Source organism: Bifidobacterium anseris, assembly GCF_002860345.1.
GTDB classification, from domain to species: domain Bacteria; phylum Actinomycetota; class Actinomycetes; order Actinomycetales; family Bifidobacteriaceae; genus Bifidobacterium; species Bifidobacterium anseris.
On sequence record NZ_NMYC01000003.1, the window covers coordinates 106690 to 132164 of the forward strand.

Sequence of the window (25475 nt, forward strand, 5' to 3'; positions counted from 1 at the left end):
TCACATCCCCTTCGTCTCGTACACGGTCTGCATCTTCTCGGCGCATGCCGGGCAGATCGGTTTGTCATGGCAATACTTGAGGTGCTCCGGCGTCGGATGCGCGTCGATCGTCGACGCCAGCGAGGCGGCGGCCGCGTAGAACACGCGCGCGATCATCGTCAGCGACCATACGAGCAACTTCGATTCGGCGCGCGCGCTCGCCGCCAGCATCGCCCAGACCTCCTCGTCCACACCGTCGGGCGGTGTGATGTCACCGAAGGTCTTGATTTGCGGGAACAATCCGCCGAGCTTTGCGATCGCGTAGGTGCTGTTCGGATCGTTGCGTTTGCCCACTTGGGCCGTGTTGAGCGCATCTCCGTCGAACAGCGGCTCCTGGTAGTGCATCTCCGCCTTCGATTTCTTCGCCGACGGATAGGTCACCTCGGCGACGTCGAACAACGCGGCGCGCGAGACCGGCAGCCGCACGGACCGCATGCCCGCGTCGCCGCCCTCGGTGTGCGGGAAGCGCATCGCCAACTGGTAGCACACGAGCTGCAGGTCGCTGAAGTTCTCGACGCGCCCGTGCGCATGGCCGGTCTTGTAATCGATGAGTCGCCAGCTCAACGCGCCGCCCTCGTCGCGGCGCGTCTCGCGGCGGTCGATGCGGCCCGTCAGGCGGATGCGCATCCGATGGTCCCACTCGCACGGCCAGCCGCCGATGAGCGCGCCCATGACCGCGGCGAGCTGGTCGGCGTCGAGCTGCAGCTTCGTCGCATCGTTGAACGCCGCCGTGACGTCGGCGAGCGTGAAGGACGCGTCAAAGGAGATCTCCGCCTCGGCCTCGACGAGCGTGCCGACCGTCGGCAGGCTGCTATGCGTGTAGCGGCGCGGACATCGTTCGTTCTTCGTCCTCTTCTTGCCGTTACGGCCGATGGAGGTCACCGTGCGCTCCTCGGTCGATTCCGGCCCCTGCTCGTAGATTGGCAGGTTCGAGCGCACGAGATAGTCGGCCGCGTTGAGCAGGGTCTGCCGCGTGCGTTCGTCGCGCAGCGTCGCGTCATAGCGTTCGTCGGCGTCGCGCAGCGTCTGCGGGTCGATGCGCAGCGTCTCGTAGTAGGCGATCATCCGCTCGGCGAGGCGTTCGGCGCGCCGGCGCGCGACCTCGTCCCACGTCGCGTAGTCGGGCGAATCCGATTCACGGAAGCGCGCCTCAAGCTGCGCGTCGCCCAGATCGAGCCGGTCCTGGTAGCCGGGCATGTCCCAGCCCATCCGCGTCGCATGTTCGAGCACGGCATGCACGATTGAGCCGTAGTCGAGCGTGAAGGGCTGCACGGTCGGCCCGAAGAACTCACGTTCCATGCGCGCGCACACCGGGCATCCCCACAATGCGTCCACGGCGGACGGCGACAGGGTGACGACCGGCGCTCCGTCGGCGCCGGTCGGACACGTCGGCCGCGGCGGCCGGGAGGACGACTGCGCGGCGCCGTGGGCGTCCGGCGTGTCCTCGCCGTGCGACGCGGCCGCTTCCCCATGTCTCCAGGGGATGAAGGGCACGTTCGAGATGCTCGGAATCGTCGCGCGCAGCAGACTGTTGCCGTCGCGGCCGCGGCCATGTTCCACGCCGTGTTCCACAGCGGCGTTCGCGTTGGAGTTCGCCGTGGCGGCATCGGTGGACGCGGCGGTCTCCCCCGACTTGCGTTCCGGCCGGTATTCGCCCCACAGGCCAAGGAACGGCCAGTTGCCGGGGCCAGCGTCGGCGTAGCCGTTGACGGCGAGCAGCGCGAGCGCGTCGATGGCGTCGTCCACCTCGGCGTCGTCCACGCCGCCGCCGGCCGCCGCTGCGAGCCGTGCGCGGGCAAGCGCGATGAGGCCGCGCGCGTCCGCGTCGAGCGCCAGCCCGTCACCGTCCCCCAGCCTCGTGTAGACGCGCGTCTCCGGCTTCGCATCTCGCGCGCGGTCGAAATGCTCGGGCATATAGCCATAAAGGAACTCGGAGGGCACCGCGTCGTCGTTGAGCGTCGCGCTGACATGCGCCTGCACGTCAGCGCGCGTCAACGCGACGAGGAAGCTCTTCTGCTCGGTGCCGAGCACCTTCTGCAGCACGATGTCGCGCTGCCCGGTGCGTTCGGCGCGCGTCATGTCGAGCTCGCCGTACAGGCGGATGTCGACGAGGTCCTCGCCGCCGAACATCGTGTTGCGCGCCGCGAGGTTCGGCCATACGCTCTCCTGCACGCCCGGCAGCCATACATGGCGCCAGTGCCGTCCGACGGCACCGGCGGGCGTCGTCAATGTGACGGCCTGGTCGAGTGGCGCCGTCCTCGCGAGCGAATCGGCTTCGATCTGCAGCTGGCGCACCTGGTTGATGAAGGTCGTAATCGACATCGTGCCGCCGTTGCGGTCCACGTAGTCGAACAGGCGCATCGCCACGTCGAGGCGGTCGTTCGCGGCGCGCCCGACCGGCGTGTTGAACAATGCGAGGCGTTGCCAATGGGTTGCGACGTCGCACACGCCCCATGCGGCCTCGAGTGCGAAGCGCGGCCGCGAGGCATCCTGCGTCCCCAACGCGCGCAGCTGCCGCGCGATCCGGCCGACGTACTCCCACAGCCGCGCGAAACGGCGCGCGGGCGCGTTGCGTCCGACGTGGCGGCGGCCTCCGGCCCCGGCGCCGCAGATCGACGCGACCGTCTCGACGACCTTCGGCGCACCGTCGTCGGCGAGCAGCAGATACAGCGCGTCGACACCGAAGCCGACGTCATCGCCGTCCTCGTCGCCGAGCACATGCACGTTGCCGGCGGCGTGCGCAGCGACGGCCGCGTCATGCAGCGCCGTCCACATCCTGCGCAGCTCGCCGAGCGACGAGCCCGCGGCCACATCGTCGGAGACGCCGTCGGCGGCGATCATGTCGAATGGCTGCACCTCATCGTTCGCCGATATGTCCTCGGTCTGCGCGGCGCTGGCACCCCCGTCGACTTCGGCGCAGGTTTCGACGGGCGTGCCGGGCGTACCGAGTGCGGCGCGCGCCGGATCGGCGGCCTCGCCATCATGCACCTTGCGGATCAGTTCGGCGCGGTCCTGCACGTCGGCGATCGACTGCAGCGCGCGCATCGCGGCGTCGATCATATGCATGTCCATCGGATGTGTCGCGTCGTCGTGGGCGTCGTCGCGCTGTTTCGGCGCGACGTCGAGCAGCGGGCTCGCGACGATCGCGCGCACACGCGAACGCACGAAGGCGGCGAGCGCCTTGAGCGGCGTCGTACGCCTCGCGACGCCGTCGCGGCGCAGCTGCGCGAGTTCGATGAGCGAGAACAGTCCTTCGACGAAGGGTTCGTCGGCGAGCGGACGCGTCACCGACGAGAAGCGCACCGGCACGCCGTCGCGGCGCAGACGTTCGCCGTAGGCGCGGATCGCGTCGTTGTCGTGCATGATGACGGCCATGTCGTTCCACGATGTGCCATGAAGCAGATGCTCGGTCTTGATGTGCCACACGACGTCGTCGCTTTCCTCGACCGGCGTGCGGTAGAGCGCCGCGAGCACCGAGTCGTCGGGCGTGACCGGCGCAATCGGGTAGGCACCGGGCAGCGGCGGCATCTTGCCGGGCCGCTGCGGCATCGGCGCGAGACCGTCCTCGCTCGTCGCAATCGACAGGCTCACGCGCGCCTGCACAGTGCGCAGATAGTCGTCGCCGCCGGCGTCGGCGAGCGTGATCCGCGCCGGGCGCAGGCGTTCGTCGATCTGCCTAAACAGGTATTCAGGGTACGAGCCGCGGAACGACTGCACCGACTCGTCCGGATTGCCGACGAGCACGAGCCGCACGCCGCGTCCGTGCAGTGCTTCGAGGAAGCCGAAGCCGGCGAGCGTGAGGTCCTGCACGTCGTCGACGATGACGATGCTCGGCAGGTCGCCCTCGTCGAGCGTGCGGACGGCCTCGGTGCCGGCGACTTGCAGATAGCTGGCGTCGAGGCGGTACTCGTCCGGATAGGACGCGCGCATCGTCGCGATGTATTCGGCGCGCAGCGCATATGCGAGCCGCCACTGGATGCGCAGCCGCTCGCCGCGCATGCCGCAGTGCTCGACGGCGGCGAGCATCGCCGCCTCGCTGTCGGCGCCGGCGCCGACCTCGTCCATGCGCGCGAGCATGTCGCGCAACTGGGCGACGAATGCGGCGCTGACGCCCTCCTCAAGCAGCGACTCGGTCGTCGCCGGCGCCGAAGCGTCGTCGTCCTGCGCGGCCGCATCGCCGTCGGCGACGAAGGCGGTCCACCGTTCGTTCTGGAAATAGTCGCGCAGCAGGCGGCACGTGCCGCACATGTCGCCCGAGCGCACATGGTCGAGATGCACGGCGAGCACGCGGCGCAGCAGCGCGTCCTGCTCGGCGCCGTTGAGCAGTCGCGGCAACGGCTCGCCGGCATGCGCGCGCGCCGCGGTCACAAGACGGAACGCGAGCGCGTTGAGCGTCGTCGCCGGACGCGTGCTCGTGCTCACGCCGGTATGGCGAATGAGTTCGGGCGCGTAGTCGTCGGCGAGTCGTCGATTCGAGACGGTGAGCACGGCGTCCTGCGTACCGAAGGCCGTCATCGCCTCCTTCGCCGCGTCGATCGCGAAGGTCGTCTTGCCGCTGCGCGGCGCCCCGACGACGAGCACGCTCGGCGCCGTGCGATCCTTCTGTGCGTCCGTTGATTCCGCGTTGCGCGCGTCGTGGCTGCGCGCGTCGAGCACCGTGCGCACGGGCGCGCTCGCGAGCGCGTCGCGCACAGCCTTGTCGATGGCCGCGGCGGCGCGCTCGTCGGCTTCCTTCTGCTGCTGCGGCTCCTGCGCCCGTTGCGACCGCTTCGATTTCGATTCCTGCATGGCGTTCCCCTTGGATCCGGCCAATCGTTCCTTCATCCGGCCGCCAGCTTCGGCAACCGGCCCGGTTTCCCAGCATAACGCCTCGGCGCTCCGCGCGCCATCGGCTGCATCGTCCGACACGCCCGTGGAACGGCGGCATCCGCATCGTGAGTAACGCCGTGTGCTTGACCACCATTTCGGCCATGATGGTGCAGAGAGGAACGACACGCGCATACGCGCGCCGTCGCCGATGTGGACCCGGGGGCGGAACCGCGTCGGCGACGGCGCGGCGAGGGCGAAAAGGACGGAATCAGCTTCATGCCACAAAGGACCGCATCCACAGCCGCACGCAAACCGGCGGGCACCCCGGTGCCTCCACGTCTGAGGGGATACCGCTACGTGGGCGTCATCGGCAAGGGCTCAACGGCCTACGTCTTCCGCTACCGGCAGGAGGCGACCGAACGCGACGTGGCTATCAAGGTCGGCACGACGCATCTCGATTCGAAGGCAGGCGCGCGCTTCAAGACCGAGGCGGTCTTCATGGCGTCGCTGCAGCATCCGAACATCCTCACCGTCCACGGCGCGGGCGTCACCGACGACGGCCGTCCGTACACGATCTTCGAATACGCTCCCGCCGGATCGGTCAAGGACATCATCGCCAAGCAGGGCGTCTATTCGGTCGAACGCACGCTCGACTATGGCGTGCAGCTCGCGAGCGCGCTCTATCTCGCGCACCGCAGCAACACCGTGCACCGCGACCTCAAGACGAGCAACATCCTGATCACGGCGCAGGGCGTGCCGGCGATCGCCGATTTCGGCATCGCGACGAACATCTACGACCATCGCAGCACCGGCTATTCGCCGCCGTGGGCGCCGCCGGAGGTCATCGCCTCGCGCGGCTCGGGCGACGACCGCAGTGACATCTATTCACTCGCGGCGACGCTGTATGCGATGCTCGCCGGCAAGTCGCCGTTCGAATACGCGTACAATCCGCACACGATCGACGAGCTCGTCGACTGCATCATGCACAAGCCGGTGCTGCCGATCAACCGCGCCGACGTGCCGCAATCGCTGCAGCGGGTGCTGCTCAAGGCGCTCGACCCGGATCCGGCGAACCGCTATTTCACAGCCGTCGAATTCGCGCGCGCGCTCCAGGAGGTGCAGATCCAGCTGTACGGGCATGCGACGCCGGTCAACGTGCAGGGCATCGAGCCGTATCCGACGCGCGCCGCGATGGCGACGGCGGGCGCGCAGGGGGCGTTGCCGGCCGCGCCGGCCGCGCAGCCGAAGAACCGCAAGCCGCTCATCATCACGGCGGTCGTCGTCGCCGTGCTCGTCGTGTTCGGCATCGTCTTCGCCGCTGTCATCCTGCCGAACATCGACCGTTCGGGGGACACGAAGACGGCCGCCGTCGTCAACCCGGGCATGAATGGCACGTCGGAAGGCGACGACGATGATGACGACGTCACGGCGACGGTGCCCTCGCCGATTGAACTGTCCGGCGCCTATCAGGGCGACACCGTCAAGTTCACGTGGAGCAACCCCGATCCGCAGGACGGCGACCGCTACGCATGGTCGGTCATCGACGGCACGGGCTCCGGGCAGGCGAACGCGAAGCTGATCGAGGGGACGTCGGTCGAGGTTCCGGCCTCGGACGGCGCGCAGACCTGCATCCAGGTGAGCATCGTGCGCCAGGACCGGCGCATGTCGTCGACGCCGGCGACCACCTGCGCGGTCAAGTGAACGGCACAGACACTACGGAGATGATGGAGAAGAGGCGACGATGAAGTTCAACGGCAAGCGTATGGACGGCGGATACGAGCGCGACACGCGCCGCAAGGAACGGCTGCAGTCCATTCTGCGCACCGGCAGGAGGCCGTGGCTCGTGCCGCTCGTGTGCCTGCTCGCCGTGCTCGCCGTCATCGTCGGCGCGTTCATCGTCAGCTCGGTCACCGAACGCCACCTCAAGCTCGACGACGGCACCGTGTGGGTGACGTCGCTCAACGACGGCAAGGCGGCGCGCTTCAACGTGGCGTTGCAGGAGCCGGACGTGGCCGTCATGGCCAGCGGCGCGCAGTTCGACGTCGCGCAGGCGGGCGCCGTCACGATGCTCGACGAGGACGCGTCGACGGCGTCAATCGACCAGGCGACGGTGTCGATGGCCGACACGACGCCGACGAAGAACGGCATCCGCACGTATGTGGGCGGCGACACCGTCGCGATGTTCGACACGCAGCGCGGCAGCGTCTGGATCGGCGACGCCTCGGACGTCAAATCGATCCGTCCCGTCGACAGCGACCCGACGATGAAGCTCGGCGTCGGCGGCAAGATCGCCGTCACGCACGACGGCACCGTCTACGGCTACCGTCCACGCGACGCGAAGGTCCTCGCCGTCAATCCGGCATCGTCGATGGAGCCGCGCGAGGTCACGCAGCTCGCCGACGGCGCGCAGTCCGCCGACTCGTTCACCGTCGTCGGCGACCATCCGGTCATCTCCTCCGGCGACCGTCTCATCTGGGACAAGGACGGCAGCGCCGAATTCGAGGACGCCGGACCGTTGACGCTGCAGGCGCCGAGCGTCGACGGCGAGCAGGACGACTGGGTCGCCGCCGGCGCGCAAAGCGGCCTGGCGCTCGTCGACCTGTCGGCGAAGAACGGCGATCCGCTGCTGCTGAGCTCGGGCGCCAAAGGCGAGCCGGCGCAACCGGTGTCCCTCGGCGGCTGCGTGCAGGGCGCGTGGGCGCAGCAGGCGCACAACGCGATCAAGGTGTGCTCGGCCGATTCGGACGCGCAGTTCACGACGCTCGAGGAGATCACGCCCACCTCGCAGCTCGTCTACCGCGTCAACCATCGCCGCGCCGTGCTCAACGACGTGCTCAACGGCAACCTGTGGAACCCGGACGTCGACACGAGCGTCATCAAGATCCAGTGGAAGAAAATCGAGACCAAGCAGGAAAGCCGCGAACAGAACAATGACGAATCGACGAACAGCAAACGCAACTTCGAGAAGCAGTGCTCGTCGCAATCGGGGCAGATCAAAGCCGCGGACGACGAGTTCGGCGCGCGCGTCGGCTCCCACCAGATCCTCGACGTGCTGCGCAACGACGAGCAGACCGACTGCTCGGTGCTGCGCATCACGTCGGTGAGCGCGCCGAAGAACAGTTCGATCACCGTCTCGCCGATCTACGACGGCCGCTATCTGCAACTCAACGCCGCCGACGCGTCGACCGGCACGGCGAGCTTCACCTATGAGATCAGCGACGGCCGCGACCAGACGAGCTCGGCGACCGTCACGCTCAAATTCGAATCCAACTCCAGCAACCATGCGCCGCGCCAGACGGAAACGCCCGAGCAGATCGACGTCGAGCAGGGCGCAAGCTACACCGGCAACGCGCTTGGCGGCTTCGTCGACGAGGACGGCGACCCGCTCACGCTCGTCGACGCGCACGTCGAGAACACCGAGGAGGCCACCGTCTCGACGCGCGCCGACGGCCAGCTCACGTTCAACGCCGGGTCGATGAATTCGGGACGCGCGACCGTCAAACTCACCGTCTCCGACGGCAAGGAGACGGCGACCGGCACGATGTACTTCGCCGTGCGCCCGGCGCATACGCTGCCGGCGAGCATCGACCCGGTCGTCAAGCGCACGACGCCGAACACGGCCACGCAGATCGACCTCAAGCCCTACGTGCACGGCACCTCCGTCGACCCCGTCAAGATCAGCGACGTCGAAGCCCCGGACAAGACGACCGCCTCGCCGCACCCCTCGGACATGGGATTCACGTTCACGGCGCAGCAGACCGGCACCTATTACGTCTCCTACACGGCCACGCAGGGCACGATCCCCGCGACCGGCCTCGTACGCGTCGAAGTCGAGGCGCTGACGAAGGACGAGTCGCGCCCGGTCGCCGCGAACGACGTCGCGCTGCTCGGCGCAGACAACACGGCAATCGTCGAACCGCTGACGAACGACGTCGATCCGCTCGGCGGCGTCCTTTCGGTGACCGACGTCCGCGCGCCGGCCGATTCGAGCATCAAGGCCGGCATCGTCTCGAACAAACGCGTCTACCTGACGGCGATGCAGCTGCCGACGGCTCCCGTCGAGATCGAATACACGGTCGCGAACGCGGCCGGATCGTCAACCGGCACGATCGTGCTGCAGCCGCCGGCGCTGTCCGGCGCGAGCAGCGCGCCGAAAGCGAGCAACGTCGACGTCTCTGTGCGCACCGGCGGCATCGTCTCCGTCGACGTGCCCGACCATGTGACCTATGCGGACGGCACGACGATCACACTGAGCAACAAGCTGCAGTACGACGCGAGCACGTTCAAGGGACTCGTGTTCGTCGCCTCCGACATCGTGCGCTACCAGGCGCCGGGCGAACCCGGCTCCTACCCGGTGACCTACACCGTCACCGACACGCTCGGCAACAGCGCTTCGGCGACGATCACGTTCAACGTCCATCGCGCCGACGCCGAGGCGAAGTCCGCCGCAAGCCCCAAGGACGTCGAGGCGCAGGTCGCCGCCGGTCAAAAGATCCGCATCCCAATCACGCTGCGCGGCATCGACAACGATGGCGACGACGTGCAGCTGCTCGGTCTGGGCAACACGGTGCCGCAGCTCGGCCGCATCAGCGAAGTCAGCGCCGACTACCTCGTCTACGAAGCGTACGAGGATTCGTCGGGCACCGACGAGTTCAGCTACGCCGTCGAGGACTGGACCGGACGGCGCGCGCAGGCGAACGTGCGCGTCGGCATCTTCAAGAGCGGCGCGAACTCGAGCGTCTACGCGCGCGACGACACGGTGACGCTGCGCCCGAACACGGCGACGACGGTGCCGGTGCTCCTCAACGACGTCGCGAGCGACGACAGCAAGCTCACCGTCGTCAAGGAACTCGAGGCGCAGGGCGTCGTCGACGCGAAGGTGACGAACGACATGGTCTCGTTCACGACGCCGTCGACGGCCGGCACCGGCTACATCGTCTACACGATCAAGAACAAGGCGGGCCTGACCGATCGCGCGACGCTCACCGTCAACGTCGACCCGAAGGCGCCGATCGAGCCGCCGACCGCCTATGACTACCACGTGCCGGCGATCGCGACGATCGACAAACGTTCGGTCGACGTCGACGTCTCGAAGTTCATCGCGAACCCCTCCGGCTCGAGCGACGTGCTCGCCGTCGACGTCGACGAGTCGGCGCGCGACCACGCGCACATCGCCTCCGGCAAGAAGACGACGATCTCGATCGAGCTGACCGACGAGGCGCGCGCCGTGCCGTACACGGTCACGAACACCGAGCATGACATCACGTCGACGGCCTTCATCATGGTGCCCGCCTACGGCGTCTTCCCGCCGCAGCTGCGCCCGAAGGCGCCGCCGCTCAATGTCAACGCCGGATCGTCGATCACGATCAACATCGCCGACTATGTGCGCGTCGGTGTCGGCAAGACGGCCGTCGTCGAGAAGGATTCGGTCAGCGCGACGAAGGCCGCGAACAACGATCTTTACGTCAACGATCAGACGCTCAAGTTCACGGCGGCGAAGGACTACGGCGGCCCCGCGTCGATCACGTTCACGGTGACCGACGGCAAACGCGAAGGCAAAGGCAACGTCAAGATCGTCAATTCGTCGGTCATCACGCTGCCGATCACCGTCATCGGCCATGAGATGCCTGCGCCGACCTTCTCGTCGACGACCGTCGACGTCGTCGCCGGCGAAAGCCCGACGACGATCGATCTGCGCGCGCTGACGCACACAACCGAATCCGACGAGGACGCGAAGTTCAGGTATTCGGGCGGCACGACCTCCGGCGGCATCACGGCAAGCGTGGACGCCGACGGCAAGCTCACCGTGAGCGCGGAGACGACGGCGAAGCCGGGCGCGACCGCGTCGATCCCGATCACGATCGCCTACGGCAGCAACGGCGGCGTCGTGCAGGCGGGCCTCACGGCGCGCGTGACGGCGTCGACGCGACCGCTCGCGCGCGTCAATGGCACAACGACGCGCATCAAGGCCGGCGAAACGAAGACCGTCGACGTGCTCGCCGACGCCTACAACCCGTTCCCCGATTCGCCGCTCAAGATCGTGTCCGCGGCCAGCGACGACGGCGGCAAGCTGTCCGTGTCGGTCGACGGTTCGCGCATCTCGGTGACGGCGGCGAAGGATATCGGCGCATCGTCGACGCGCGTCCTCGTGACGATCGGCGACGCAACCGGCAGTGCCGACCGCCAGGTGACGGCCACCTACACGTTCTCGGTCGTGGACAGGCCGGACGCGCCGATCATTCACAACAAGGCCGAATCACAGGACGGCGCCGTCATCGTGAGCTGGACACCGGGCAACGCGAACGGCAGCCCAATCACTGCATATGAAGTCAGCTGGAAGGACGGCAAGAAGCTGTGCGATCCCGGTTCCTCCTGCCTGATTTCCGGCCTGAAGAACGGTACTGAGTACACGTTCACCGTGCGTGCACAGAACGAAGTCGGTTGGTCCGAATCCTCCGACACCGCCAACGGCAAGCCGGACAAGACGCCTGATGCGCCACAGGATGTGCGAGTGATCGGCGGCTACCAGAAGCTGCATGTGTCCTGGAGCGCGCCAAAGGACACGGCGAGCGCGCCAAAGAGCTATACGGTCACCGTCAATGGTACGCCACGCCCGTCTGAGGGCTTGAAAACCGAGTTGGATATCCCGCTTGACAACAGCGCAATCGGCGATGGCACGTTCTCGGTCACCGTGACGGCGACGAACGAGGTCGGCACGGGCACGCCTTCTGAGCCCAAGACCAATGCGGACAAGGTCTACGGCGATCCGGAAGCGCCAAGCGTAGTGGCGAAGCAGACCGCAGAAGACAAAATCGTCCTCACAGCCACCGTCAACAACACGCGCAATGCCGGCTGCTCGACGATTACGTTCGGATCTTATGGATCCGTAGATTGCTCCGGCAAAACCGTTGAGAAGCAAATCCACATTGAAGATGACAACATGTATTTCAAGGATTTCTCCGTGACGGCGACCATCAATCCAGAAAAGCCTGGAGCGAAGCCGAGCACATCCGCGCCGTCTGCACCGATTCCAATCACAGTGAACATCGGTGCCGTCACAATCACCAAGCTTGAAGGCTCCGGCAAAGTCTGCACAGTGGCTTGGAAATCCACAGGCAGAGTCAAGGAAGTGAAGCTTGATTTCGGTTCTGCATCAGGCATGAAGGAACCTCGTGGTTCCGCCACAACGGACATCAATCCTTGGGATACATGTCCGCCAGCTGAGGTGACACCGTATTTCATGAATAAACCTGGCGATAAGAAGGACTCCAAGCACAACACCGAATACAAGTACAAAGTGAATCCACATATCGATCAAGGCAAGTTCTGGCTCGAATGGGACAGGACCGATCCCAACAAGATCCACGTCCATAACGACGGTGCCGTGGACGCCTACACGCAGGACTACACGTACGAACTGACCGTACCGGGCGCGCCGCAAGCCTATACGCAGAAGGACACGGTGGAAGTTCAGGCTAGCGACAGCACCCCCAAGGACGCACGTTGGAATCTTAAAGTGACGATGGCCGAAGACCAAAACTTCACAGCGTCCATCGACGGTCAGGTGCGCGGCATCCGCGCGACGAAGCCAGCTCCGACGCCGGATCCGTCGCCGTCGCCGAGCGAGCCGGAGCCTTCGCCGTCGCCTTCGGAAAGCGGCGAGGCCCAGCCGAGCGCCTTCCGTCAGCGTGCACTGCGGCCTTACGGGCAGCTCGTCGCCGTGCCGGGCAGCCGCTCGATGGTATTCCTGTAAGCCACCGCGCGCAGTAACGAATCATCACCAAACAACTCATCCACACATCGAACTATCAACACAAGCCATCATCAACACAAGGAGTCAGCAGATGACGAAGCCCAACGAGACCCCGCACGGGAAGGACATCGACGAGGAGACGGTGCTCGCCGGCACCGATGAATCGGCGGTCGAGAACGCGGCCGCCGCGAGCGCGGACGAGACGGTGCTCGCCGGAACGTCGATGCCGAAGCCGTCGGTGCCGCATGTCGTCATGCCCGATCTGCCGACGCGCGAGATGTTCGAGCACACGCATACGACGACCGACACCGACCTCGACGACGAAGGCACGGTCCTCGCGACATCGACGACTGCGACATCGACGTCTTCTGCGACGTCCGCCACGCCGATGAGCGCCACCGAGACGATCGTCGCCGCGGCCGAGACGACGACGCCGGTGACCGCGCCGGTCGTCACGCCGCCAGTCGTCATGCCGCCCGCATCGGCGACCACGTCGATGCCGTCCACGCCAGCCGTCTCCGCTACTCCCTCCATCTCCACTACTCCCTCCGTCTCCGCACCCTCCGTCTCCGCGCCGGTCGTGCACTCCCCCGCCGGCATGACGGCGACCGTGCACAACGCGCTGCCGCCAATCGGCGCCGTCGCCGGCACCGGCGCGGCGAGCAACGACGAGATCACCGACTTCCGCCGCCACTTCTCGGCGATCGTCGACAACGTCTCACAGGCCGTCGTCGGCAAGGAGACGCCGATCTGCCAATGCGTCACCGCGCTCGTCGCCGGCGGACACGTGCTGCTCGAGGACAATCCGGGCACCGGCAAGACGCAGCTGGCGCGTGCGCTCGCGAACTCGGTCAGTGTCTCGTTCAAGCGCATCCAGTTCACGCCGGACCTGCTGCCGTCGGATGTCGTCGGCGTCACGTTCTACGACCAGAAGACCGGCGAATTCAGCTTCCGCGAAGGCCCGATCTTCGCGTCGATCGTCCTCGCCGACGAAATCAACCGCGCCTCGCCGAAGACGCAGTCGGCGATGCTCGAGGTCATGGAGGAGCAGAAGGTGACCGTCGACGGCCACACGCATCCGGTGCCGCAGCCCTTCATCGTCATCGCGACGCAGAACCCGATCGAGCAGCTCGGCACGTATAAACTGCCGGAAGCGCAGATGGACCGTTTCCTGATCAAGACGACGATCGGCTATCCGTCGACCGAATACAGCCTCGACATCCTGCGCCAGGTGAACATCACCGACCGCGCCGGCGAACTCAAGGCCGTCGCGAGCGGCGACGACATCCTCGCGATGCGCACGATCGCGAACAAGGTCAGGGTGGCCGACGCGATCCTCGAATACATCATGCGCATCGTCGAAAGCACCCGCCATGACGAAAGCATCGCCGTCGGCTCGTCGATGCGCGGCGCGCTCGCGCTCACACGCTGCGCGCGCGTCTGGGCAGCCGCCGACGGACGCGGCTACGTGATCCCTGACGACGTCAAGGCGCTCGCCGTGCCGGTGCTCGCCCACCGTATCCTGCTCACGTCGGACGCCGTGTTCGCGGCGAACACGCCAGAGGACGTGCTCACGCGTATCCTCGGCGAGATCCCCGCTCCGCAGCTCGACGTGCACTGAGCATTGTGCACCGATGTGGATTGCGCGGTGGATGTTCGCCGCCGACAATCCACATCGCCGTCATCCCGTTCCCGTTACCTCGGAAGGTTCATCCCATGACCGATTCGGCACTGCGCTCCAGGGCCCGCAAACGTGCGTTCATCCGCGGTTGGAGCCGTTTCACGCGCCGCGTGCGCCACTTCGTCACCGCCTACGTCTCCCCGCTCGGATGGACGGCGCTCGCGCTCGCCGTCACCGGCCTCGTGCTCTATCTCACGCTCGGCTACGCGGAGATGCTCGCGATGTGCCTCGTGCTCGTGACGATGCTGCTCGCCGCGCTCGTCCTGTCGATCGGCAACACGTCCTTCGACGCGACGATCGACGTCTCCGACCGCCGCGTCGGCGTCGGCGACGAGGTCGCCGTGCAGGTCGACGTCACGAATCCGGGCACGACGCCGACGGCGAGCGCGCGCGCCGACCTTCCGCTCGGCGCCGAGCACGAACGATTCCCGATCCCAATGCTCGCGGCGCACCAGTCGAAGCACACGACGGTCACGTTCCGTGCACTGTCGCGTTCGGTGCTCGCCGTCGGCCCGCTGACGATCCGCAAAGGCGACCCCTTCGGCCTGATGCGCCACGAGCATCAGCTCGCCGACCATTTCAACGTCTACATCCATCCGGACATCGTCATGCTCGACTCGCTGCACGCCGGCATCCCGCGAGACCTCGAAGGCAACCCGAGCGGCGATATCGTCGACGACGACCTCGACTTCTACGGCCTGCGCGAATACGAACCCGGCGACGACGTGCGCCACGTGCACTGGCTCAGCTCGGCGCGCACGAGCACACTGATGCTGCGCCAGTACGAGGCGACGCGCCGCACCGACACGTCGGTGACGCTCGACGTCAACCCGGACGACTATCTGAGCAAGGACGAGTTCGAACTCGCCGTCAGCGTGCACGCGTCGATCGGCGTGCAGGCGCTGCTCGAGGACCGTCCGCTCTACACGCATGTGGCGCGCACGAACCTCAACCCGCGCAATCCGATGGAGCTGCTCGACGCGTGCAGCGCAATCGAACCCGACTTCCGAGACCGTCGCAACCTCGCGCAGGAGGCGCTCGCCGCGACGCCGGACGCGTCCTTCTACTGCTTCACCGTAGGACACGCGAAACCGCTTGACGACATCCGCCGCATGATGATGGCGCTGCCGCCGAACGCGACGTGCCTCGTGCTGCAAACGTCGCCGAACGAGCCGCGCACACTGCGCCGTTTCCCCGATTTCACGCTCGCGACCGTCAACACACTCGACGACCTTCCGCAGATCATGGGGGCACTGAGATGAGCATGGCACCGACTTCGATCCCCGACGCGTCGCTGACGACCGGCGGCACGCAGACGTCGACCGAGACCGGCTCGTGGGCGATGACGACGCATTCGGTCATCTGGTCGACGAACACCGGCAAGCCGACGCATCGCATCGTCCGTGAGAAGACCGAGGCGAAGCCCGCGCTCGTCTCGTGCACCGTCGTCGCCATCGTGACGCTGCTGTGCGCCGCGAACCTCATCGATGTCTACGGTTCGGCCGGCGCGTGGGCGACCGCCGCCGTGCCGGCCGCCGTCATCGGCGCGCTCATCGCCTTCGCCGGCGTCGCGCCGCCGCTGCGACTGTGGTGGCAGCTGTTCTTCCTCGTGTTCGCGCAGTGGATCGTCGGCCCCGTCATCTGTCTCAATGACACGACGATCGGCCGTGTCATCCCCTCGCTCGAAACGCTGCGGCTCGGCTGGCGCGAAACCTTCGGATCGTTCAAATATCTGATCGCGATCGAGCCGCCGGTCGGCGACGCGCAGGGGGCGCTGCTCGCCGTCTGGACGCTGTGCCTGTGGACGGCGGCGATCGCCGGCTTCTTCGCGCTGCTCGACGATCCGCGCTGGTCGGTCGCGGCGATCGTGCTCGAGATCGCGGCGATGTGCGCGTGCGCGCTGCTCGGCACGGCGGATGGCGTCGCGCGCATCCCCTGCGGCATCGCGTTCGCGCTCGTCCTCATCGTCTGGCTGTCGTGGCGCATGCGAATGTTCGAATCGGGACGATGGATCAGTTCGCTCGTCATCGTCGTGCTCGCCGCGGCCGTCGCCTTCGGCGGCTGCCTGCTGCTGCCGGCGCAGCGCACGATCCTGCGTGACCACTACGAGCCGCCGCTGAGCCCGAACGACTACACGAGCCCGCTGAGCACGATGCGCGCGTACATCAAATCGTACAAGGACACGACGGTGCTCACCGTGCACGGACTGCCGGAAGGCACATGCGTGCGGCTCGCTGTCATGGACCGCTTCGACGGCAACGTGTGGAACCTCTCCGATTCGAGGGAGTCGCGCGATTCGGCGAACTATGCGCGCGTCGGCACGTCGATCCGCAACGATGCCGAAGGCAGGCCGTTCACGGCGAAGTTCACGGTGCGCGACGGCCTCGGCGACGACTGGCTGCCGCTCGCCGGCGCGGCCACGTCAGTGCGATTCAGCAACGAGAAAAACGCGGAATCGTTCTACTACAACGTCGGTACCGACTCCGGCCTGCTGCGTGATGGCGTGAAGAAGGGACTGACGTATACCGAACACGGCATCATCCCCGACGAGCCGAGCGACAAGCAGATCGCCGAAGCTGAGGCGGCGCGCATCGACCAGCCGAAGGCCGACGACGTGCCGAACGAGGTCGGCAAGCTCGCGTCGGCGACGGCCGGCGGGAAATCGCACGGCGGCGAGGCGGCGCAGCAGCTCGTCGCGATGCTGCGCGACCAAGGATGGTTCTCGCACGGCCTTGGCTCCGACTACCAATCAAGCCCCGGACATGGCAACCATCGCATCGCGCAGCTGCTCGGCGGCGAAATGGTCGGCGACAGCGAACAGTACGCGTCGGCGATGGCGTTGATGGCGCGCGAACTCGGTCTGCCGAGCCGCGTCGTACTCGGCTTCCTGCCGAAGGACAAGGACGGCGACATCTCGAACGCGCGCACGCAGACGGAAGGCGACGGCACCATCATCGACTTCACCGGCAACGACGTGACCGCATGGGTCGAAATCAATCTCGAAGGCTACGGGTGGGTGCCGTTCTATCCGACGCCGAAGGAGACGAAGACGCCGGACGACGACCAGAACCTCACGCCGCCGAATCCGCAGAACCTCGTGCGGCAGCCGCCGCTGCCGCTCACCGATCCGCTGCGCGACGAGACGAACACGACGAGCCAGTCGTCGTTCGGCGGCACCGAGGCGGCGGAAGCGCCCGAACCGTCGAAATGGGCGCAGGCGGGACGCGTCATCGGCAAGGTCGCGCTCTACGGTTCGCCGCTGTGGATCGTGCTGCTCATCGTCGGCGCGATCCTGCTCGGCAAGGCGATCCAGCTCGCGATGCTGCGCAAACGCGGACGCCCGCAGATGCGCATGGCCTCGGGATGGCAGTCGGTCGCCGTGCTCGCGCGGCAGAGCGGCATCGACGCGCACGGCACACGCCGCGAGCAAGCGCAGCAGATCACCGAACAGCTCAAACTCGATCCGACGGCGATGCAGTCGGCCTGCAGGCAGGCGGACTACGCGACCTTCTCCGGGCAGGACGTCAGCGATGAGCAGGCGTCGACGTATTGGCACGCCATCGACGAACTGCGCGCGGCGATGCTCGCGACACTGCCACGCATGCGACGCTGGCGCACGAAACTGTCGCTGCGCGGCGTGCGGCAGATGAAACCGGTCGATGTGACGGTCGGGTATCATAAGGCCGAGGCGAACGACGAGAAACAGTCGGCGCCGCGCCGCGCCGGCGAATCAGCGTCGGCGGACAGCAAGCACAGGAAGCGCCGTTTCTCCCATGCGCGTCACTGACGCAGGCAGCGGGGAACGGGTAGGAAGGACGCGCATGCAACAGGCAGTCATCAGTGTCGCTGCGCTCACCGATATCGGACGCAGGCGCCGCACGAACCAGGACAGCTGGCTCGCCGAACGCGGCGTCTACATGGTCTGCGACGGCATGGGCGGCGAATCGGGAGGCGAACGCGCCAGCGCGATCGCCGTCGAGGATCTCGCCCAGCTCGCACGGGAGGCGTCGCGCACGCGCGCCTCGATCGAGGAGACGCTCGAGCGCGCGCAGTCGCGCACGCGTGCGCTCGGGCTCACGCTCGGCGGCATCGCCGGCACGACGGTCACCGGTGTCGTGCTGCCGCAATGGTTCGCGGCGGCCGGCGGTTCGGCGGGGGCTGCGGACCGTGGGGTTGCAGACGGCAGCGAGGACGAGGATGTCGCGACGGCCGACGAACTCGAATGCGGGCGCGCTGACGGGGCGACGCATTTCGCCGACGCGCACCGCAAGCCGACGACGACGCATCACCCGAAACACAGCGCGCAGTACAACGCAATCGCGACGCTCGGCGCAATCGACGAACTGCGGCCACTCTCCGGATTCGGCGACGATTGGGACGCGACGCAGCCGGGCACCGACCTCGGCGGCGGCACGGACACGGCACGCTTCGGCGAACATCGCGCCGACGTCGCGCCCGACGCATGGTCAATCGCGATCAGGCAGCTGCTGCCGGACGCCGAGCCGCACATGTGCTACGTCGTCAACGTCGGCGATTCTCGCACCTACCATATGAGCCCCGACACCGACGGCCATTGGGACGCCGCCTCGCTCACGCAGATCACGCACGACCATTCGCGCAGGCAGGAGGCGATCGAATCCGGCGAAATGACACCCGAGGAGGCGGAACGCTCGATCGCACGCAACGTCATCACGCAGTGCGTCGGCTCGCCGATGGGCATCCGCCCGGATTTCTTCATGGCGGACGCGGCGGGACGGTTCATCATTTGTTCGGACGGCTGCCATGGCGAGATCGATGATGCTACGATTGCACACGTTGCAGCGCAGCACGACACGGCCGACGCGGCGGCGCACGCGTTGATCGACGCGTCGCTCGAAGCGGGCGGCGGCGACAACGTCACCGTCATCGTCGTCGACATGCCGTGGGACGCCGAACGCACCGAAGCATGGCACTGCGAACGACTCGAGGTCGACGAGGATCTCTCGGACATCGACGACACGACGCTGCAGACGTGAATACGATTGCACGGCGGACGTGAGACGATGCAGTGGCGACGGGCACGAAGACGATAAGTTAAGAACAAGGACATGGTTTCGTCCTGCTGCGCGGCATCGTGCATGCGGCGCAGCGAGACGAGGGAAAAGAGGAACATATCATGGTCAGTTACGACGACGCGGTGGCGATCATCCAGGACCCGCAGGCCGACCCGGTCACGCTCGCGAAGGTCGCGTACGAGAATCCGGAATTCGGTGCAAACGTTGCAGCGCATCCGCGCGCCTATCCGGGACTGCTGCGCTGGATCGCGCAGTTCGGCGACGAACGCGCGCGCACCACCGTCGCGCAACTCGGATATCAGGCGCAGCTCGGCGCCGTCGAGGACCGTCAGGTCGACGCAGCCGCGATGGACGAGGCCGCCGCGATCGCTGCGGCGATCGACGCAGCGGAGGCGAATGCAGCGGGTACTGCTGGTCAGTCGGCGGCTGCCGCATCGCCGGTCGCCGACGCGCATCCGATCGCGTCGCAGACCGGCACCGTCGAATATGCGATGGCCGAAGCGCAGCCGGTCTCCTTCGAGCCGGCGCAGCCGACCGGCGTCGACATGCTCAGCGAGCAGTTCGACAGTATGGACGCCTCGCAGACCGGCATGGATGCGGCTGCCGCGCAGCCGGTCGCCGCGCAGCCGGAGCAGCCGGCGTATGCGCAGATTCAGCCGCAGAATCCCTACGGTTTCACCGCCGAGGTCGCGATGACGACGCCGGATACGGCGGTCATGCAGCAGATCGCGCAGTACGCGCCCGAACTGCATCCGGCGCTCGCGCAGAACCCGTACATCTATCCGGAACTGCTCAACTGGCTCGCCATGCTCGGCGAACCCGCGACGAACGCGTCGATCGCCCAGCGACAGCAGCACTGAGTCCGCCGTCGTATGCGGTGCAGTCCGGTTTGCGAACATCCTGTGCGGGCTACGCACCCGGCATGTTCGCAAACCGGCCCCGTAGCGATCATGCCGGACGCATTGCGCCCCGGTCGCAATCGCAAACCACCCCTACCGCGATCGCTTGGGGTGCAGTGACACCCTGTCGCGATTGCAAACGCCCCGATGGCGATCATCCCGGATGTATCACGCACCTGGGATGATCACTATGCGGCAGTTGGAGCGACCGACCAGACGGTTCCGTCCCGCTCCCCCGCCAACGACGGCCGTTTATTCGGCTATTCGGCGGCGTCCTCGAAATCGAAGACCTGGTCGCCGATGCGCACCTTGCACGGTGCCGTGAGCCGCATCGGCGTGCCTTTGACGACCTGACGCTCGCCTTCGTCATCGATGACATAGGTGCCGTTGAGCGAACCGTAGTCCTCGATCCACAGCGAGCCGTCCTGATCGAAGCTGATCGCCGCATGATTGCGAGACACGGTGCGCGTCGGGTCGACAAGCCGCACCGACTTCGCGCCCTGCGGAATGTCCTGCGACGGCTTGCGTCCCATGAGCACGCCCATGTCGACGACGATGCTCTGGCCGGTGATCGCGTTGACGAGACGGTAGACGTAGCGCGGTTCCTTCTTCATGAACGCCGTCGACAGCACGGTGCCGTCCCATTCGTCGCTGCCTTCGGCACCTTCCTCGGCCGTGTATTCGAGGTCGTCGCCCAGATGGGCGTTGTAGGAGTCGTCCGGGATGAGCGCCGGCTGCTCCGATGTGTTCGCGTTGATATGTTCCTCTTCTTGGAAGGGCGATGCGACGACCGGCTGCGCTGCCTGCTCAATCGATTCAATCGGCTGTTCGACCGCCGGCTGCGCGGCAACCGCCTGCTCAACGACCGGTTGCTCAGCAACGTCCTGCTGCGGCGTGGTGCCGCGGTGTTCAGGGACGAGCATGTCCGTTTCGACTTCGTCGTCGGCGTACCAACCCATCTCTGGCGCCGGAGGATACGGTAATTTCTGCATAATCCAGTCTTAGCACATCGCCTTGGAAAACCGCGCATCCCCGCCACGGTGTGGACGCGCGGATACGGCGAAGGGCGCCTCCCATCCACGATGAGAGACGCCCTTCACTGCAGACCGCTGCAAACTGCAGCAACCGTTACAACCACTCGCCGTCGGCGCGCGCTGCGCCGACGAGCGAACGGTCAGAACTTGAAGTCGTCGCCGAGATCGCCGCCGAGGTCCTCCTGGCCGCCGTTGTCGTCCAGGAAGTCGTCCGGGTTGAAGTCATCGCCGAGCTTGAGGTCGCCGAAATCGATGTTCGAGAAGTCGACGTCGGACATGTCGCCATCGCCGAACTCGCCGCCGAGCCCGTCGTCACCGAGACCGAAGTTCGGGTAGATCGTGTCGCGGATCGCCTTGTCCGGCTCGACGACGGCGTTGCGGTAACGCGCAAGGCCGGTGCCCGCCGGGATGAGCTTGCCGATGATGACGTTCTCCTTGAGGCCCTTGAGGTCGTCTTCCTTCTCGTTGAGCGCGGCTTCGGTGAGCACGCGAGTCGTCTCCTGGAAGGATGCCGCGGACAGCCACGAGTCGGTCGCGAGCGACGCCTTCGTGATGCCCATGAGCTCCGGACGGCCCGCCGCCGGCTTGCCGCCGTTGGCGACGGCCGCGCGGTTCGCCTCGGTGAAGCGCGCACGGTCGACGAGTTCGCCCGGCAGCAGCGTCGTGTCACCGGAATCGATGACGGTGATGCGACGCAGCATCTGGTGGACGATGACCTCGATGTGCTTGTCGTGGATGTCGACGCCCTGCGAGCGGTACACGTTGTGCACTTCCTCGACGATGTTCTTCTGCGCGGCGTTCGGGCCGAGGATACGCAGAATCTTCTTCGGGTCGACCGAACCTTCGATCAGCTGCGTGCCGGCTTCGACGTGCTCGCCGTCCTTGACGAGGAGCGGCGCGCGACGGGTCACCGGGTAGGCTTCCTCTTCGCTGCCGTCGTCGGGCTTGATGAAGACCTGACGACCGCGTTCGCTGTCCTCGATCCTCACGGTGCCGGCGACCTGCGCGATCGGCGCCTCGCCCTTCGGCGTACGCGCCTCGAAAAGCTCGGTGACACGCGGCAGACCCTGCGTGATATCCGATGCCGACGCGACGCCGCCGGAGTGGAACGAACGCAGCGTCAGCTGCGTGCCCGGTTCGCCGATTGACTGCGCGGCGACGATACCGACCGCCTCGCCGACGTCGACGAGCTTGTTCGTCGCGAGCGACCAGCCGTAGCACTTCGCGCACACGCCGCGCTTCGACTCGCAGGTGAGCACCGAACGTCCCTTGACCTCTTCGACGCCGTGCGCGACGAGATCGTTGAGCACGTCCATCGACAGCGCGTCACCGGCGTGGTAGAGCACGGTCTCGCCGTCGGCCGGGTCGATGACATCGGCCGCGAGCAGACGCGAGTATGGACCGCCGTCGGCCGCCTTGACGAGCACGAGGTTGCCGTCCTCGTCGCGTTCGGCGACCTTCATCGTCAGGCCGCGCTTCGTACCGCAATCCTCTTCGCGGACGATGACTTCCTGCGAGACGTCGACGAGTCGACGGGTCAGGTAGCCCGATTCCGCCGTACGCAGTGCCGTATCGGCCAGACCCTTGCGCGCGCCGTGCTGCGAGATGAAGTACTCGAGCACGGACAGGCCGTCGCGGTAGTTCGACTTGACCGGTCGGGGGATGATCTCGCCCTTCGGGTTCGCCACGAGGCCTCGCATACCCGCGATCTGGCGGATCTGCATCCAGTTGCCTCGTGCGCCGGACTGCACCATGATGTTCACGTTGTTATCGTCATGGAAGTTCTCGCGCATCGCCTCGGCGACCTTGTCGGTGCACTCGGTCCACAGGTTGATGAGCTCCTGACGGCGCTCCTCCTCGGTGAGCAGACCAAGGTCGTACTGGCTGTTGACCTTCGCGGCCTCGTCCTCGTAGCCCTTGATGATCTCCTCACGGTCCGCCGGGGCGACGATGTCCGAGAAGGCCATCGTGACGCCCGACCACGGCGCACGCGTGAAGCCGAGGTCCTTGAGCGCGTCGAGGACGGCGGCGACCTGCTGCGTCGAGTAGCGCGTCGCGATGTCGTCGACGATCTTCGAGAGCTTGCCCTTCGGGCACTGCTCGTTGATGAACGGGTAGTTCACCGGCAGCGTCTCGTTGAACAGGATGCGGCCGAGCGACGTCGCGAACAGCACGGTGCCGTCAGTGAAGCGCTCCTCCTTGACGATGTCCGGGCTGCCCGGCTCCGGGTCGACGACCTTGACCTCGCCCGGCTCCCAGTCCTTCGGCAGCACGAAGTCCTCAGGAAGGCGGATGAGCACCTTGGCCTGCATGTCGATCTCGTGGCGGTCGAGCGCCATCTGCGCCTCGTCGAGCGACGAGAAGACGCGACCTTGACCCTTCGCGCCGTCGACGACGGTGCTCAGGTAGTACAGGCCGAGGATCATGTCCTGCGACGGCATCGTGACGGTGTGGCCGTCGGCCGGCTTGAGGATGTTGTCCGAAGCGAGCATCAGCGAGCGAGCCTCGGCCTGGGCCTCAGCCGACAGCGGCAGATGGACAGCCATCTGGTCGCCGTCGAAGTCAGCGTTGAACGCGGCGCAGGCCAACGGCGGAAGGTGGATCGCCTTGCCTTCGACGAGGATCGGCTCGAAGGCCTGGATGCCCAGACGGTGCAGCGTAGGCGCACGGTTGAGCAGGACCGGGTGCTCGGAGATGACCTCTTCGAGCACGCCCCAGACCTCGGCGTCGCCACGGTCGACGAGACGCTTCGCGCTCTTCATGTTCTGCGCGTAGTTGAGGTCGACGAGACGCTTGATGACGAAGGGCTTGAACAGCTCAAGCGCCATCGGCTTCGGCAGACCGCACTGGTGCATGCGCAGCGACGGGCCGACGACGATGACCGAACGGCCCGAGTAGTCGACGCGCTTACCAAGCAGGTTCTGGCGGAAACGGCCCTGCTTGCCCTTAAGCATGTCGGACAGCGACTTGAGCGGACGGTTCGAGGCACCGGTGACCGGGCGGCCACGGCGGCCGTTGTCGAACAGCGAGTCGACGGCCTCCTGGAGCATGCGCTTCTCGTTGTTGAGCATGATCTCCGGGGCGCCGAGCTCGATGAGTCGCTTGAGTCGGTTGTTGCGGTTGATGACGCGGCGGTACAGGTCGTTGAGGTCGGAGGTCGCGAAGCGGCCGCCGTCGAGCTGCACCATCGGGCGCAGATCCGGCGGGATGACCGGGATCACGTCAAGGACCATCGCCTCCGGCTTGTTGCCGGTCGTCAGGAACGCGTTGACGACCTTGAGACGCTTGAGGGCGCGGGCCTTGCGCTGGCCGGTGCCGGTCTCAATCTCCTCGCGCAGTTCCTTCGCGGCGGCTTCGAGGTCGAAGTCCTGCAGGCGCTTCTTGATCGCCTCGGCGCCCATGCAGCCTTCGAAGTAGTCGCCGTAGCGGTCCTCCATCTCGCGCCACAGGTCGACGTCGTTCTCCATGTCGCCCGGCTTGAGGTTCTTGAACTTGTCGAAGACCGCGCCGAGGCGTGCGATCTGGTCGTCGTAGCGCTGGCGGATCGCCGCCATGTCGCGTTCGGCGCCGTTGCGCAGCTTCGTACGGGCGCTGCCCTTGACCTCGCCGTCGGCTTCGAGCTCGGCCAGATCGGCCTCGACCTTCTTCGCGCGCTCCTCGATCTCGTTGTCGCGGCGGCGTTCGAGGTTCTTCACCTCGGTGTCGAACTCCTCCTGCAGATCCGGCAGATCCTGGTGGCGCTGTTCGTCGTCGACCTTCGTGACCATGTAGGACGCGAAGTAGATGACCTTCTCGAGTTCCTTCGGCGCGATGCCGAGCAGGTAGCCCAGACGGCTTGGCACACCCTTGAAGAACCAGATGTGCGTGACCGGCGCGGCCAGCTCGATGTGGCCCATGCGCTCGCGGCGCACGCGGCTGCGCGTCACTTCGACGCCGCAGCGCTCGCACACGATGCCCTTGAAGCGCACGCGCTTGTACTTGCCGCACGCGCACTCCCAGTCACGCGTCGGTCCGAAGATCTGTTCGCCGAACAGGCCGTCCTTCTCCGGCTTGAGCGTGCGGTAGTTGATGGTCTCCGGCTTCTTGACTTCGCCGTAGCTCCAGCCACGGATGTCGTCCGCGGTGGCCAGGCCGATTTTCAGTTTGTCAAATGCGTTGACGTCCAGCACTTACGTTTGTCCTGTCTGTGTAGGTTCTTGTTTCTCT

The 25475-nt window shown here is 66.5% G+C and carries 10 protein-coding genes; 7 read left to right on the forward strand and 3 right to left on the reverse strand.

Annotation, left to right across the window (positions count from 1 at the left end; translation table 11 throughout):
* The gene (locus tag CGZ88_RS04750) at positions 1-4827 is read right to left on the reverse strand and encodes a PD-(D/E)XK nuclease family protein (protein WP_051198800.1); all 4827 of its coding nucleotides are present in this window, start codon (positions 4825-4827) and stop codon (positions 1-3) included.
* A 297-nt stretch (positions 4828-5124) separates the two neighbouring features.
* On the opposite strand from CGZ88_RS04750, the gene CGZ88_RS04755 reads away from it, so the two are divergent.
* From CGZ88_RS04755 to CGZ88_RS04785, 7 genes are all read left to right on the forward strand, one after another.
* Positions 5125-6549, forward strand: a complete 1425-nt coding sequence (locus CGZ88_RS04755; RefSeq protein WP_101671235.1) for a serine/threonine-protein kinase — start codon at positions 5125-5127, stop codon at positions 6547-6549.
* A gap of 40 nt (positions 6550-6589) precedes the next feature.
* Positions 6590-12601, forward strand: a complete 6012-nt coding sequence (locus tag CGZ88_RS04760) for an Ig-like domain-containing protein (RefSeq protein WP_101671236.1) — start codon at positions 6590-6592, stop codon at positions 12599-12601.
* A 277-nt stretch (positions 12602-12878) separates the two neighbouring features.
* Positions 12879-14222, forward strand: coding sequence for an AAA family ATPase (locus CGZ88_RS04765; protein WP_423734412.1), 1344 nt, complete (start codon positions 12879-12881; stop codon positions 14220-14222).
* 95 nt (positions 14223-14317) lie between these two features.
* Complete coding sequence (locus tag CGZ88_RS04770) at positions 14318-15544, forward strand: DUF58 domain-containing protein (RefSeq protein WP_026645636.1); 1227 nt, start codon at positions 14318-14320, stop codon at positions 15542-15544.
* On the forward strand, positions 15541-18069 hold the full coding sequence (locus CGZ88_RS04775) for a transglutaminase TgpA family protein (RefSeq protein ID WP_101671238.1): 2529 nt from the start codon (positions 15541-15543) through the stop codon (positions 18067-18069). The genes CGZ88_RS04770 and CGZ88_RS04775 overlap by 4 nt, the downstream gene beginning before the upstream one ends.
* Positions 18070-18103: 34 nt before the next feature.
* The gene (locus CGZ88_RS04780; RefSeq protein ID WP_101671239.1) at positions 18104-19297 is read left to right on the forward strand and encodes a PP2C family protein-serine/threonine phosphatase; all 1194 of its coding nucleotides are present in this window, start codon (positions 18104-18106) and stop codon (positions 19295-19297) included.
* Between the two features lie 140 nt (positions 19298-19437).
* Positions 19438-20196, forward strand: coding sequence for a variant leucine-rich repeat-containing protein (locus tag CGZ88_RS04785; RefSeq protein ID WP_101671240.1), 759 nt, complete (start codon positions 19438-19440; stop codon positions 20194-20196).
* A gap of 299 nt (positions 20197-20495) precedes the next feature.
* On the opposite strand, the gene CGZ88_RS04790 is transcribed toward CGZ88_RS04785, so the two are convergent.
* Complete coding sequence (locus CGZ88_RS04790) at positions 20496-21227, reverse strand: FHA domain-containing protein (RefSeq protein WP_101671241.1); 732 nt, start codon at positions 21225-21227, stop codon at positions 20496-20498.
* Between the two features lie 182 nt (positions 21228-21409).
* Positions 21410-25438, reverse strand: a complete 4029-nt coding sequence (locus tag CGZ88_RS04795; RefSeq protein WP_026645640.1) for a DNA-directed RNA polymerase subunit beta' — start codon at positions 25436-25438, stop codon at positions 21410-21412.
* Positions 25439-25475 lie beyond the last annotated feature (37 nt).